This window comes from Streptomyces sp. NPDC030021 (genome assembly GCF_055574035.1).
On sequence record NZ_JBVIAH010000039.1, the window covers coordinates 21,172 to 34,453 of the forward strand.

Annotated in this window: 14 protein-coding genes; 11 read left to right on the forward strand and 3 right to left on the reverse strand. The window is 72.2% G+C overall.

All coding sequences use genetic code 11. The annotated features are described in order from the left end of the window. Positions 1-14 precede the first annotated feature (14 nt). The 3 genes from ACZ4YL_RS40290 to ACZ4YL_RS40300 all read left to right on the forward strand — a co-directional run bounded on the left by ACZ4YL_RS40290 (position 15) and on the right by ACZ4YL_RS40300 (position 2,975). Positions 15-1,376 (forward strand): aminotransferase class III-fold pyridoxal phosphate-dependent enzyme, encoded by a 1,362-nt coding sequence (locus ACZ4YL_RS40290; protein WP_468123387.1) that lies wholly within the window; start codon positions 15-17, stop codon positions 1,374-1,376. 185 nt (positions 1,377-1,561) lie between these two features. Continuing rightward, entirely contained in the window at positions 1,562-2,227 is a 666-nt protein-coding gene (locus ACZ4YL_RS40295) for a GntR family transcriptional regulator (protein WP_468123388.1), read from the forward strand. 97 nt (positions 2,228-2,324) lie between these two features. Then, positions 2,325-2,975 (forward strand): hypothetical protein, encoded by a 651-nt coding sequence (locus tag ACZ4YL_RS40300; protein WP_468123389.1) that lies wholly within the window; start codon positions 2,325-2,327, stop codon positions 2,973-2,975. A 98-nt stretch (positions 2,976-3,073) separates the two neighbouring features. Here the strand turns inward: ACZ4YL_RS40300 and ACZ4YL_RS40305 are convergent, their stop codons facing one another. Next, complete coding sequence (locus ACZ4YL_RS40305) at positions 3,074-3,820, reverse strand: SLATT domain-containing protein (protein ID WP_468123391.1); 747 nt, start codon at positions 3,818-3,820, stop codon at positions 3,074-3,076. A gap of 269 nt (positions 3,821-4,089) precedes the next feature. On the opposite strand from ACZ4YL_RS40305, the gene ACZ4YL_RS40310 reads away from it, so the two are divergent. The 7 genes from ACZ4YL_RS40310 to ACZ4YL_RS40340 all read left to right on the forward strand — a co-directional run bounded on the left by ACZ4YL_RS40310 (position 4,090) and on the right by ACZ4YL_RS40340 (position 10,199). After that, positions 4,090-4,434 carry a YbaB/EbfC family nucleoid-associated protein gene (locus ACZ4YL_RS40310; RefSeq protein ID WP_468123411.1) on the forward strand — a complete coding sequence of 115 codons (345 nt, stop codon included), beginning with the start codon at positions 4,090-4,092 and terminating at the stop codon, positions 4,432-4,434. Positions 4,435-4,470: 36 nt separating this feature from the next. Continuing rightward, on the forward strand, positions 4,471-5,070 hold the full coding sequence (recR, locus tag ACZ4YL_RS40315; protein ID WP_030010802.1) for a recombination mediator RecR: 600 nt from the start codon (positions 4,471-4,473) through the stop codon (positions 5,068-5,070). After that, positions 5,063-5,710: a DUF5063 domain-containing protein gene (locus ACZ4YL_RS40320; protein ID WP_468123393.1), complete on the forward strand. Its 648-nt coding sequence runs from the start codon at positions 5,063-5,065 to the stop codon at positions 5,708-5,710. The genes recR and ACZ4YL_RS40320 overlap by 8 nt, the downstream gene beginning before the upstream one ends. A gap of 129 nt (positions 5,711-5,839) precedes the next feature. Then, positions 5,840-7,114 carry an aspartate kinase gene (locus ACZ4YL_RS40325; RefSeq protein WP_468123395.1) on the forward strand — a complete coding sequence of 425 codons (1,275 nt, stop codon included), beginning with the start codon at positions 5,840-5,842 and terminating at the stop codon, positions 7,112-7,114. Beyond that, a complete protein-coding gene (locus ACZ4YL_RS40330) occupies positions 7,111-8,184 on the forward strand; it encodes an aspartate-semialdehyde dehydrogenase (protein WP_468123396.1) in 1,074 nt (357 codons plus the stop codon). The genes ACZ4YL_RS40325 and ACZ4YL_RS40330 overlap by 4 nt, the downstream gene beginning before the upstream one ends. Before the next feature lie 171 nt (positions 8,185-8,355). Then, the gene (locus ACZ4YL_RS40335; RefSeq protein WP_468123398.1) at positions 8,356-9,117 is read left to right on the forward strand and encodes a SigE family RNA polymerase sigma factor; all 762 of its coding nucleotides are present in this window, start codon (positions 8,356-8,358) and stop codon (positions 9,115-9,117) included. After that, positions 9,114-10,199: a hypothetical protein gene (locus ACZ4YL_RS40340; RefSeq protein ID WP_468123399.1), complete on the forward strand. Its 1,086-nt coding sequence runs from the start codon at positions 9,114-9,116 to the stop codon at positions 10,197-10,199. Before ACZ4YL_RS40335 ends, ACZ4YL_RS40340 begins: the two co-directional genes overlap by 4 nt. Positions 10,200-10,284: 85 nt before the next feature. Here the strand turns inward: ACZ4YL_RS40340 and ACZ4YL_RS40345 are convergent, their stop codons facing one another. Both ACZ4YL_RS40345 and ACZ4YL_RS40350 read right to left on the reverse strand, forming a co-directional pair. Further along, positions 10,285-11,049 (reverse strand): SURF1 family protein, encoded by a 765-nt coding sequence (locus ACZ4YL_RS40345; protein WP_468123401.1) that lies wholly within the window; start codon positions 11,047-11,049, stop codon positions 10,285-10,287. Between the two features lie 43 nt (positions 11,050-11,092). Continuing rightward, complete coding sequence (locus tag ACZ4YL_RS40350; RefSeq protein WP_468123403.1) at positions 11,093-12,898, reverse strand: S9 family peptidase; 1,806 nt, start codon at positions 12,896-12,898, stop codon at positions 11,093-11,095. Between the two features lie 97 nt (positions 12,899-12,995). Here ACZ4YL_RS40350 and ACZ4YL_RS40355 point away from each other — a divergent pair, with 97 nt between their 5' ends. Further along, positions 12,996-13,163: a hypothetical protein gene (locus tag ACZ4YL_RS40355; RefSeq protein WP_468123405.1), complete on the forward strand. Its 168-nt coding sequence runs from the start codon at positions 12,996-12,998 to the stop codon at positions 13,161-13,163. Positions 13,164-13,282: the final 119 nt, after the last annotated feature.

The following is a 13,282-nucleotide window of genomic DNA, read 5'->3' on the forward strand; positions in this document are numbered from 1 at the left end:
TCTAGCGTGACGACATGACCCCTCATGTCACCTCGCACACCCTTGCCACCGTGAAGGACGCAGATCGGAAGCACGTCTTCCACTCCTGGTCCGCCCAGGCCCTGATCGACCCCCTCGCCGTCGCCGGGGCAGAGGGGTCGTACTTCTGGGACTACGAAGGCAAGCGGTTCCTCGACTTCTCCTCCCAGCTGGTCAACACCAACATCGGCCACCAGCACCCCAAGGTCGTCGCCGCGATCCAGGAGCAGGCCGCCCGGCTCTGCACCCTCGCGCCCGGCTTCGCCGTCGACGTCCGCTCCGAGGCCGCACGCCTCATCGCCGAGCGGACCCCGGGCGACCTGGACAAGATCTTCTTCACCAACGGCGGCGCCGAGGCCGTCGAGAACGCCGTACGCATGGCCCGTCTGCACACGGGTCGCGCCAAGGTGCTCTCCACCTACCGCTCCTACCACGGGGCCACCGCCGCCGCGATCAACCTGACCGGCGACCCGCGCCGCTGGCCCTCCGACACGGCCGCCGCCGGTGTCGTGCACTTCTGGGGCCCGTACCTCTACCGCTCCGCCTTCCACGCCACCACCGAGGCCGAGGAGTGCGCCCGCGCCCTCGCCCACCTCGCCGACACCATCGCCTTCGAGGGGCCGCAGACCATCGCGGCGATCATCCTGGAGAGCGTGCCCGGCACCGCCGGCATCATGACCCCGCCCGCCGGCTACCTCGCGGGCGTGCGCGAGCTCTGCGACCGCCACGGCATCGTCTTCATCCTGGACGAGGTCATGTCGGGCTTCGGCCGCACCGGCAAGTGGTTCGCGGCCGACCACTGGGGCGTCACCCCGGACCTGATCACCTTCGCCAAGGGCGTGAACAGCGGCTACGTCCCGCTCGGCGGCGTGGCCATCTCGGCCGCCATCGCCGAGACCTTCGCCACCCGCCCCTACCCGGGCGGACTGACGTACTCCGGCCACCCGCTGGCCTGCGCCGCCGCCGTCGCGACGATCAACACGATGGAGGAGGAGGGCATCGTCGAGCACGCCGCCCACCTCGGTGAGAACGTGATCGGCCCCGCGCTGGCCGAGATCGCCGAGCGCCACCCCTCGGTCGGCGAGGTCCGCGGGCTGGGCACCTTCTGGGCCCTGGAACTCGTACGGGACAAGCGGACGCGCGAGCCGCTGGTGCCGTACAACGCGGCCGGTGCGGACAACGCGCCGATGGCCGAGTTCGCGGCGGCCTGCAAGGCGTCGGGTCTGTGGCCCTTCGTGAACATGAACCGCACCCACGTGGTCCCGCCCTGCAACGTCACGGAGGCGGAGGCCAAGGAGGGCCTGGCCCTGCTGGACGAGGCGCTGACGGTCGCCGACCGCCACACCACGTCCGGCTAGACCCGCCCCCGCAGGGGGAAGGGGGCCGGTCGGTTTCCGTGACGACAATCGTGACGACAACCGTGACGACATCCGCGCCCGGACACCGGGTGCGGATGTCGGATATCGGTTGGCTACCGATCGGTTTTCAGCCGCTCTGTCTGGCCTATGGTGTCCCGAAGCTCTACGACAGGAGACGGACCCCTATGCCAGGCAGCGGAGCTGTCACCCGCAACACACTTCGCCAGCAGATCGCGGACGCGCTGCGTGACGAGGTGCTCGCGGGACGCCTGCCTCCGGGGACCGAGTTCACCGTCAAGCAGATCGCCGAGCAGTACGAGGTCTCCGCGACCCCGGTGCGCGAGGCGCTCGTGGACCTCTCGGCCCAAGGGCTGCTCGAACTCGTCCAGCACCGCGGCTTCCGCGTGCGGATCTTCTCCGTGGACGACTTCCGGGGCATGATCGAGGCCCGCTCGCTCGTCGTGGACGGGATCTTCCGCCGCCTCGCCGAGCGCGGCACCGCCTCCGGCTCCGGCGAGCTGCTGGTCTCGGTGCGCCGCCGGGGCGAGGAGGCCCGGCGGGCCGCGCAGAGCGGTTCGCTCGAAGTGCTGATCGGCTACGACCTGCGCTTCTGGCGGGAGCTGAGCGGGCTGGTCGCCAACACCTACATCTCCGAGTTCCTGCACCGCATCCGCGTGCAGTGCTGGGTCTTCGCCGTCCCCCACCTCCAGCGCGAGCCGCAGCTGCGGGCGGCGCTGTGGGACGGTCACAGCGAGCTGGTGGACGCGGTGACGCTGGCCGACGCCGACGCGGTGCGCGGCATCGTCCGCGGATACAACGAGCACGCCCTGGCCTGGGCCGCCCGCCTCTGAGGCCTCAGGGGGTGCCCAGGTTCTGCGCACCCCTTCGCGGAGGGTGTCCGGCCCACTACGCTGGCCGGATCGGCGACAACGACTGATCGGAGGCCGAGTGGCCTGTGACCTGTGGCTGGTCCCCCTTGTCGACGTGCTGTGCCACAGCCCCGACAACCCCTTCGCGGAAGAGATCGCCTCGTACGACAGGGCGCTGGGCGCGGCCGGACTGCCGTCCGTGCCCGTGTTCGCGTACATGCCGGGCCTGAGCGGGGACGTCGCCCCGGTCGCCGGCTTCGACTACGACGCCCTGCATTTCCTGCGGCGGGCGTACATGCTCCAGCTCTGCGGGCTGCCCGTGACCCCGGTGGACGAGCTGGGCGGGGACTACGAGCAGCTGCTGGAGATGTTCGAGCCCACGGCTCAGCAGTCGCACCTGGTGTGGCACTACGACCACGCCGGGGCCTATGTCCCGGTGGACTTCGCGGCTCCGCTGGCGAACGAGGAGCTGCTGGCCGGGGGCGGGCCGCTGGGGTCCGTGCAGGGGCTGCTGCGGGAGCTGCTGTTCGTGGCCCCCGCGATCGGGATAGACCCGGGGAACCCGCCTGCCGCACCGGCGCCGCCGGGGCGGCCGACGCTGCTGGAGGAGCCGGCGGGGCCGGTTCCGTACGACGACAGCCCCTTCGCCCGTGAGCGGCACGTGTGGCTGGGACTGCACGCGGCCGCGACGCGGAGCCTCGGCCAGGGGTCGATGATCATCTTCAGCTGAGCGGGGCCGGTGGGCGGGGTACGGGTCCGCTGCGCGGAACCCCGGCCCCGCCCGTCTCCCACGAGCCCCGCCCGCCTTCCGCGAGCCCCGCCCATCCCTCAGCGCGGCTGCTCCGGCGGCCGCTGCCGGGGCATGTTCGGTCTGGTGCCCGGCGGCATCGGGAAGCGGGCGGGCGGGATGTTCGCGTCCGGGCGCCCCCCGGAGGCCCCCAGCGACTGCATCACCAGCGGCGCGGGCCCGGCCCGGAACTCCACCATCCAGTCCGCCGTCTCCGAGCGCACCAGCTCGGTGATGTCCTCCGAGAAGCGGCGCAGCACGGTCAGGCACCGCTCCGCGGCCTCGCTGGCCGTGCCCTCGGTGGGGCCGAGCACCTCGCGCACGTTCTCCGAGGCCCAGTCGAACTGGAGGGTCTGGAGCCGGCGCTGCACGGCCTGGGCCGTGGCCACGTCCCGCATCCACCCGGACGTCAGCCCGAAGAACCGGTCGCAGGCCAGCGCGGCCGCGCCCAGCAGCAGCGCGAGGTAGCCGTACGTGGAGGCGCCCGGGATCGAGCCCGTCAGCTCCAGCAGCGGCATCGAGGCACCCGTGACGGCGCCCACGGCCGCTCCGGCGCGCAGCACGCGCGCACCACGCCGCTTCCACGCCCGGTCGGACAGATACCACTCGGCGGTGCGCAGCGCGTCGGCCTCGACCCGCCGGTAGAGCTCGTCGAGCCGCTCGGCGGGCTCGCCCCAGTCCCCGAGGGGGAACGGCCGGCCGGTCAGATCGCCCGCCGCCATCGGTCCGCCGCCTTCCTCCCGGGGATCCCGGGGTGGCCCCTCGGGCTGCATCTCCGGCTGGCTCACCCGGCACTCCCTCTGCCTGCGCTGACGTGTGGTGGTGCGCGTGTGCGCAATGATGCGCATGCTCTTCCTACCTTCGAATGACGGGCGATGGGCGACGATTCCCGGGATTTCCGCCCGCAAGGAGGTCTCCAGCAGGTACGCGCACGCCTCGTCTCTCACTCGAAAGAGTTGGTCCTCACGGCGTAGGGCGCGGCGCCCGGGGAGCACGTAGGCTCGGATTGACCAGCGTTCCGAAGGTCTCGACGTACGACGTATGGAGTGAGTGCCCTGTGATTCCCGGTGGTGGCCAGCCCAACATGCAGCAGCTGCTCCAGCAGGCCCAGAAGATGCAGCAGGATCTCGCGGCCGCGCAGGAGGAGCTCGCACGGACCGAGGTCGAGGGCCAGGCCGGCGGCGGTCTGGTGAGGGCGACCGTCACCGGATCCGGTGAGCTGCGTGCGCTGGTGATCGCCCCGAAGGCCGTGGACCCCGAGGACACGGAGACGCTCGCCGACCTGGTGGTCGCCGCGGTGCAGGCGGCCAACGAGAATGCGCAGGCGCTCCAGCAGCAGAAGCTGGGCCCCCTGGCCCAGGGTCTGGGCGGCGGCAGCGGTATCCCCGGCCTCCCGTTCTAGCCCTCCTCCCCCTACCCGACGAAAGAAGGCAGTCCGTTGTACGAAGGCGTGGTTCAGGACCTGATCGACGAACTGGGCAGGCTGCCCGGCGTCGGGCCCAAGAGCGCGCAGCGGATCGCCTTCCACATCCTGCAGGCCGAGCCCACCGACGTCCGCCGCCTCGCGCACGCGCTGCTTGAGGTCAAGGACAAGGTCCGGTTCTGCGCGGTGTGCGGGAACGTGGCCCAGGAGGAGCGGTGCGGCATCTGCCGCGACCCGCGCCGGGACACCACGGTCATCTGTGTCGTCGAGGAGCCGAAGGACGTCGTCGCGATTGAGCGGACGCGCGAGTTCCGGGGGAAGTACCACGTCCTCGGCGGCGCGATCAGCCCGATCGAGGGCGTCGGCCCGGACGACCTGCGCATCCGCGAGCTGCTGGCGCGCCTGGCGGACGGCGAGGTGACCGAGCTGATCCTGGCCACCGACCCGAACCTGGAGGGCGAGGCGACCGCCACCTACCTCGCCCGCATGATCAAGCCCATGGGCCTGAAGGTCACCCGCCTGGCCAGCGGGCTCCCCGTCGGGGGAGATCTGGAGTATGCGGACGAGGTCACGCTCGGGCGGGCCTTTGAAGGAAGGCGACTTCTCGATGTCTGACGCAACGCTGCACGCCCTCGGCCAGGATCCGGACGACTTCGCCGCCTCGATCGCGGACCAGATCGAGTCGTTCATCGTTGCGGTCACCGAAGTGGCCAAGGGCGAGGACCCGGACAGTGCGGTGCCCTTCCTCCTCCTGGAGGTGTCCCAGCTGCTGCTGGCGGGCGGGCGGCTGGGCGCGTACCAGGACGTGCTGCCGGACGAGCGCTACGAGCCCGATCTCGGCCCGGAGCCGGACGTGGACGTCCTGCGCGAGCGGTTCGCGATCATGCTGGAGCCGGTCGACGTCTACTCCGAGGTCTTCGACCCGTACGAGCCCCGCAAGGCCCCGGTGGCCCACCGGATCTCCGACGACCTGGCGGACGTGGTCGCAGACCTGCGGCACGGGCTCATCCACCACCAGTCGGGCCGTATCACGGAGGCGCTGTGGTGGTGGCAGTTCTCGTACTTCACCAACTGGGGTCCGACGGCCTCGGCCACCCTGCGTGCCCTCCAGTCGCTGATCGCCCACGTACGCCTGGACCAGCCGCTGGCGGCGCTGGACGGCCTGGACACGGACGAGGACCTGGCCGAGGACGACCTCGCGGAACAGGCCGGACAGGTGATGGCCGAGGAGCTGGGCGGCCTCGGCCGCACCTGAGCGAACGCGGCGGCCGAACCGGGAACTCATTCTCTGATCTTCTTGTCTCATGATGTGGCACGAGGCGGTCGGATCCCGGTCGCTCGTTACACTGCACCAGCAATGAGACGGACTGAGCGAGGAGCGCACGTGGGCCTTGTCGTGCAGAAGTACGGAGGCTCCTCCGTAGCCGATGCCGAGGGCATCAAGCGCGTCGCCAAGCGGATCGTGGATGCCAAGAAGGACGGCCACCAGGTGGTCGTCGTGGTTTCCGCGATGGGCGACACGACGGACGAGCTGATCGATCTCGCCGAGCAGGTGTCGCCGATGCCTGCCGGGCGGGAATTCGACATGCTGCTGACCGCCGGGGAGCGGATCTCCATGGCCCTGCTGGCCATGGCGATCAAAAACCTGGGCCACGAGGCCCAGTCGTTCACCGGTAGCCAGGCAGGCGTGATCACAGACTCGGTCCACAACAAAGCGCGCATCATCGATGTCACGCCGGGCCGCATCCGCACCGCGCTGGACGAGGGCAACATCGCCATCGTCGCGGGCTTCCAGGGGGTGTCCGCGGACTCCAAGGACATCACCACCCTCGGCCGGGGCGGCTCGGACACCACCGCCGTCGCGCTCGCCGCGGCGCTGGACGCCGAGGTGTGCGAGATCTACACCGACGTCGACGGCGTCTTCACCGCGGACCCCCGCGTCGTGAAGAAGGCGAAGAAGATCGACTGGATCTCCTCCGAGGACATGCTGGAGCTCGCGGCCTCCGGTTCCAAGGTGCTGCTGCACCGCTGCGTCGAGTACGCGCGCCGCTACAACATCCCGATCCACGTCCGCTCGTCCTTCTCCGGACTGCCGGGCACCTGGGTCAGCAACGAGAATCCGCAAGGGGACGCGCAGGTGGAGCACGCCATCATCTCCGGAGTCGCGCACGACGTCTCCGAAGCCAAGATCACGGTCGTCGGCGTCCCGGACAAGCCGGGCGAGGCCGCGGCGATCTTCCGCGCCATCGCGGACGCCGAGATCAACATCGACATGATCGTGCAGAACGTCTCCGCGGCCTCCACGGGCCTCACGGACATCTCCTTCACGCTCCCCAAGACCGAGGGCCACAAGGCCATCGAGGCCCTGGAGAAGGCGAAGGGCGCGATCGGCTTCGACTCCCTGCGCTACGACGACCAGATCGGCAAGATCTCCCTGGTCGGCGCGGGCATGAAGACGAACCCGGGCGTCACCGCCTCGTTCTTCCAGGCGCTGTCCGACGCGGGCGTGAACATCGAGCTGATCTCGACCTCCGAGATCCGCATCTCGGTCGTCACCCGCCAGGACGACGTCAACGAGGCCGTCCGCGCCGTGCACACGGCCTTCGGCCTCGACTCCGACAGTGCCGAAGCCGTCGTCTACGGCGGCACCGGACGATGACCCGCACCCGGTCCTCCGGCCCGGCACTCGCCGTGGTCGGGGCGACCGGAGCAGTCGGTTCGGTCCTGCTCCAGATGCTGTCCCAGCGGGCGGACGTCTGGGGTGAGATCCGCCTGATCGCCTCCGCGCGCTCGGCCGGCCGCATGCTGGCCGTCCGTGCGGAGGAGGCCGAGGTGATCGCCCTCACCGAGGACGCCTTCGACGGCCTCGGGCCGGGCGACGTCGCCCTCTTCCTCACCCCGGCCGACGTCTCGGCCCGGTGGGCCCCCGTGGTCACCGCGCGCGGCTCGGTCGTCATCGACCTGTCCGCCGCCTTCCGGGAGGACCCCGAGGTCCCGCTGGTCGTGCCCGAGGTCAACGGGCACGCGGTACGGATCCGGCCGCGCGGGATCGTCGCCGGCCCGGACTGTGTGACCGCCACCATGATCGCGGCCCTGGGCGCGCTGCATTCCGAGTACTCCCTCTGCGACCTGGCCGTCTCCTCGTACCAGGCCGCGAGCGCCGCCGGCCGGGCCGGTTCCGAGGCGCTGCGCCGCCAGCAGTCGCTGGTCGCCGGGACCTCCCTGGGCGAGCAGCCCGGGGATGTGCGCCGGGCCGTCGGCGAGGACACCGGCCCCTTCGCGGCCCCGCTCGCCCTCAATGTCGTGCCCTGGTCCGGCGAGCTGCGCGCGGACGGCTGGTCCTCGCACGAGCTGGCGGTACGCGGGGAGACGCGCCGGATCCTGCAGCTGGAGCAGCTCCCGGTGTCGGTGACCTGCGTCCAGGTACCGGTGCTGACCGGGCATTCGCTGACCGTGCGGGCCCGGTTCGAGCGCGAGGTGGACGCCGTGCACGCCCGGGAGATCCTGGAAGCAGCGCCCGGCGTGGTGCTCGTGGACGACCCGGCGGCCGGGGAGTTCCCCACTCCCGTGGACGCAGCCGGGACGGATCCTGCCTGGGTGGGGCGGGTGCGGGTCTCGCTCGACGACCGTCACGCCCTGGAGTTCTTCGTGTGCGCTGACAATCTCCGTAAGGGCGCAGCGTTGAATGCCACACAGATCGCGGAACTGATCGCAGGTGAATTTGCGTAATTCGCTTTGTAGGATCGGTGCTGATCCCTTGATCAAGGTGATGGCCCGACTGCCGTCTCGATAAAGACGGGGCAATCGGGAAGAGCGGGTACGCATGAGGGCAATAGGGATTTTGCTGGTGAGGCTGCCTGGCGCGTACAACCCTGATGGGGGGACGCGTGTCCAACCGGCGTGGCAGACACACTGCTCGAACCGGCCGTCCGGCCGGCGCAGATCGGGATCATCCCGTCGCGCCGGGGTCTCCGCGTGCCCGGCGGCGGTATTCCCGTGATCGTGCCCGTCCCGCCGGCGGGGCCCTCGGCGGCGCCCGTGAGGACCGCCGTACCGATCCGGGGCGGCCTCGTGCCCGCGCCGCGCGACAGCGCTGAGACGGACGGGAGCAGCAAGAGCGAGGCGGCCGGGACGGCCGGGACGGCCGGGACGGCCGAGGTGGTGGCCGGCACCACCGTCGACCACCTCACCGCGACCTACCAGGCGCACTACCGCTCGCTCCTGGGCCTGGCCGCGCTGCTCCTCGACGACACCGCCTCCTGCGAGGACGTGGTCCAGGAGGCCTTCATCCGGGTGCACTCCGCCCGGAACCGGGTCCGCGACCGGGAGAAGACCCTGGCGTACCTGCGCCAGACCGTCGTGAACCTCTCGCGGTCCGCCCTGCGCCGCCGCATCCTCGGCCTCAAGCTCCTCTCGAAGCCGATGCCGGACATGGCGAGCGCCGAAGAAGGCGCGTACGACCAGCTGGAGCGGGACGATCTGATCAAGGCGATGCGTGGACTGCAGCGCCGCCAGCGCGAGGTGCTGGTGCTGCGCTACTTCGCGGACATGACGGAGGCCCAGGTCGCCGGGACGCTCGGAATATCGCTCGGCTCGGTGAAGGCGTACGGATCGCGGGGCATTGCCGCGCTGCGGGTGGCGATGGAGGCTGCGCAGTCATGATGGACGACCACACTCCGCCGGGCGGGGCGAACGGGGAAGAAGAGCTGCGCATCCTCCTGCGCGGGGCCGTCGAAGGCCTGCAGCCCTCCGAGGACGCGCTGGAGCGACTACGCGACGCCGTCCCCGCGCGCCGGACCCGCAACCGCCGGGCCGCCTTGGTCGGCGCCGCCGCGGCCGTGCTGCTCGCCGGGACGGCGATCCCGGCCGCACTGCACCTGTCCGCGGCCGAGGGCGCGGCCACGGACCACCCGGCGATGGCCGGGCACGGCGAGGCCACCGGCGAGAAGCCGGACGCACAGGCTTCCGACCCGCACCAGAACGGCTTCGGGTCCCAGCCGAGGCCGCCCCACTCCTTCGGCGAGGTCCCGTCCGTGGGCGGGGTCACCGGGCAGCCGAACGCCACGGCGGGCCCCTCGGCGGACGGTCTGACGGCAGGTCCGTCGGGCGCCGGGACCTCCGCCGGACCGGCCGGTCCCGGCAGCTCGGTGGCGGGCTCGGGCCCGCTGCCGCCGGTGGCGGCGCCAGGAGTGCCCGGGTGCGGCGCGGACCAGCTCGGGGTGGTGGGCTCGGCCCGGCCCCCGGAGACCGACGGCAGGGTGTACGGCAGCTTCCGGGTCACCAACGTCTCGGCGCAGGGCTGCGCCGTCAACGGCCAGGACACCCTGACGGCGGCCGCGGTGCCCGGTACCGGGGCGGGCTCGGGCGCCGGGGTCGCCGTGGTCGGCCACACGGCGGGTGATCCGGCGAGCGGGCTGCTGCCCGACCCGGCGGCGGCGGCTCCGGCGCTGGTGCTCCCGCCGAACACGGCGTACGAGGTCCGCTTCGCGTTTGTGCCGTCGGGGGAGACCTGCGCACCGGCGAACCCGGACGCGGGCGGGAAGTCCCCGCAGACCGACCCGGCGGGTGGCGCGGGCGGTACGGGGGACGGACCGGCCGTCGAACCGCAGGCGGGCGCGTCCCCGGCCCCGGCCGGCGTGGCCGTCTCGCACACCCCGCAGTCGGGGGCCACGACCACGCGGACGACGATCCCCGAGGCCTGCGGCGGAACGGTCTACCGGACGGGCGCGATCCCGCTGTCCTGAGGGCCGTCCCAGGGAGTTCCGCAGGGAGGGTCCCGGGGGGTCCCGGGGTCCCCGGGGCTCCTACGTGGCGTCCCGGGCGGCCGGGCTACCGCGCGGCGGGCTCCAGCAGGCCCGCCTCGGCGTCGCGGATGGTCTCCACCTCGCGACGGTAGAGCCGGAACCACATGAAGAGCACGAAGGCGGCGAAGACGAACCACTCGCCGGTGTAGCCGAGGTTCTGGAAGGCCTTCAGGTCGAGGCCGGTGTTGGTCGGCGCCTGCGCGGGCACCGGAATCATCCCCTCCGACGGGGTCTGCACGGTCAGCCAGGCGTCGTACAGGTCGTACGGGACGATGTTGACCAGCGAGGCCGCGCTGATCACCCCGAGCTGCCCGGCCGGCAGCCCGCCCTGGGAGTGGACCCCCTTCGTGCCGGCGTTCTCCGCGGCCTGCAGGGCCCCGCTGACTTCGACCCGGCCAGCCGGCGGGGCCGGCGCCTTCGCGGGATCCGCCACTCCCGGCAGCCAGCCCCGGACCACCGGGACGCTTTTGCCGGAGTCGGTCCTCAGCAGCGTCAGCACGTAGAACCCGGACCGGCCGTCCAGCCGTCGCTCGGGCACCAGCAGCTGGTCGCCGTACTCACCGGCCGTGGAGGCCAGCCGCCCGGAGGTCGTCTTGTCCACCGGAAGCAGCGACTCCAGGGGCGCGGCCACCTGGTCCGCGGGCCGCTCCGCACTCGCTTCCCGGTGGCTGTCGACACGGTCCTCGAACCGGCCGAGCTGCCAGGACCCCATGAACAGGCAGAAGGGCACGGCGAGCGCGACGAAGACGTTGATCCCCCACCAGCGCGGGGTCAGGAGAAACCGGTGCACCCCACCACCGTACGGGGGGTGCACCGGTCGCCCTCCCGCAGGGTCAGTGCGGCAGGTGCTTCAGTGCGAACTCCAGCTCCATCCGGACCTGCTTGATCCGCTCCTCCACCACCAGCGAACCGTGCCCGGCGTCGTACCGGTACACCTCGTGCACGGCCCCGCGCGCGGCGAGCCGGTCCACGTAGTTGTCGATCTGGCGGATCGGGCAGCGCGGGTCGTTCACGCCGGCCGCGATGTGGACCGGCGCCTTCACGGCGTCCACGTACGTCAGCGGCGAGGACGCCTCGAAGCGGTCCGGGACCTCCTCCGGGGTACCGCCGAAGAGGGTGCGGTCCAGCGCCTTCAGCGCCTCCATCTCGTCGTGGTACGCCGTCACGTAGTCCGCGACCGGTACGGCGGCCAGGCCCACGGCCCAGGCGTCGGGCTGCGTGCCCAGGCCCAGCAGCGTCAGGTACCCGCCCCAGGAACCGCCCGACAGCACCATGCGAGCCGGGTCCGCGAGGCCGGAGGAGACCGCCCACTCCCGGACCGCCGCGATGTCCTCAAGCTCGATCAGCCCGACCCGGTGCTTGAGGGCGTCGGTCCACTCGCGGCCGTAACCCGTCGAGCCGCGGTAGTTGACCCGCACCACGGCGAAGCCGTGGTCCAGCCAGGCCGCCGGGGCCGATGCGAAGGAGTCGCTGTCGTGCCAGGTCGGCCCGCCGTGGATCTCGAAGATCGTCGGGAAGGGACCCTCGCCGTGTCCCGCCGGCCGCTGCGCGAGCGCGTGGATCCGTCCGCCCGGGCCCTCCACCCACACGTCCTGGACCGGCACCGAGCCGGGCGCCCGGAAACCGGGCGGGTCCAGGACGATCCCGCCCGCGGTGGACCGTACCGCCGAGGGCTCGGCGGCCGAGGACCACAGGTACTCCACCGTCCCGTCGGGCCGCGCGGTGGCCCCCGACACCGACCCCGCGGGCGTGTCCACGCGGACGAGCTCCCGTGCGGCCAGGTCGTAGCGCCACAGCTCGCTGCGCGCCTCGAAGCTGTGCGCGACCAGCAGCGCGGACCCGTCCGGGTACCACTCGGCGCTGACGTCGCCCGGCAGGTCGATCGCGAGCTCCTGCTCGGCGCCGGTGGCCACGTTCCACACCATCGGCTCCCAGCGGCCACGCCGCTGGTGGCCGACGAGCAGCCGGGTGTCGCCCACGACCGGCGCGAAACCGAGGACCTCCAGGCCCAGCTCCTCGGACCCGCCCCGCGAGTCGTCCAGCTCGGCGACGGTGGTCCCGTCCAGGGTCAGGACGCGCAGGGCGGAGTGCATCGCGTCGCCGTGCTCGGTGTGCTCGACGGCCACCAGCGTTCCGTCGCGGGACAGGTCGCCGACGCCGGCCGACTCCCGGTGCCGGTAGATCACGGTGGGCCCGGAGCCGTCCGGCCGGACCACGTGGACGGTCGAGCCGTCCTCGTCGGTGGAGCGCCCCACGACGGCCGTCCCGTCCCGCCCGATGGCCAGCCCGGCGGGGTACGAGGGCTCCAGGCCCGGGGTGGCCGGTTCGTCGGCGCCGCCCGCGAAGGGCTGGCGCACCCAGGTGCCGAACTCGTCGCCGTCGGTGTCGGAGAACCACCAGATCCACTCGCCGTCGGGGGAGAGGGTTCCGTCGGTGGTGCCGTTGGGGCGGTCCGTGGCCTGCCGCTGCTCGCCGGTGGCGCGGTCCCACGCGTAGATCTCGTAGGTTCCGGTCGCGTTGGATACGAAGAGCGAACGGTCCGGGGCGTCCTCGGCCCAGTCGGGGAGCCCGACGCGCGGTGCCCGGAACCGCTTCTCCCAGTCGGGCATGTCGGGGGTCATCTCACTGTCGCTGGTCATGCGCCCCATTGTGGCCGCAGCGCTCCCCGGGATGCCGACCGCTTCGAACGGGCGCACAGTGGAACGCGTCGGCCGTCCCGTCCGAGGAGGAACGATCATGGCCAAGAAGGCCCGCACCGGGCACCACAGCCACCAGGACTCCGAGCGCGCGCTGGCGAAGAACACGGCGGCGGAGGCCCGCGCCAAGGCCGCGGTCCGGGACGTCCACAGCACCGCCGCGAAGACGCGCGGCATGCAGCAGAAGACCCAGGCCAAGCGCGGCTAGGCCCGTTCCACCGGATGTCTGCCTAGGGGGTGGGGTGGGGGGGGGGGGGGGGGGGGGGGGGGGGGTGGGGGGGAGGGGGGGGGGGGGGGGAGGAGGGGGGGGGGGAGGGGAGAAAAGGG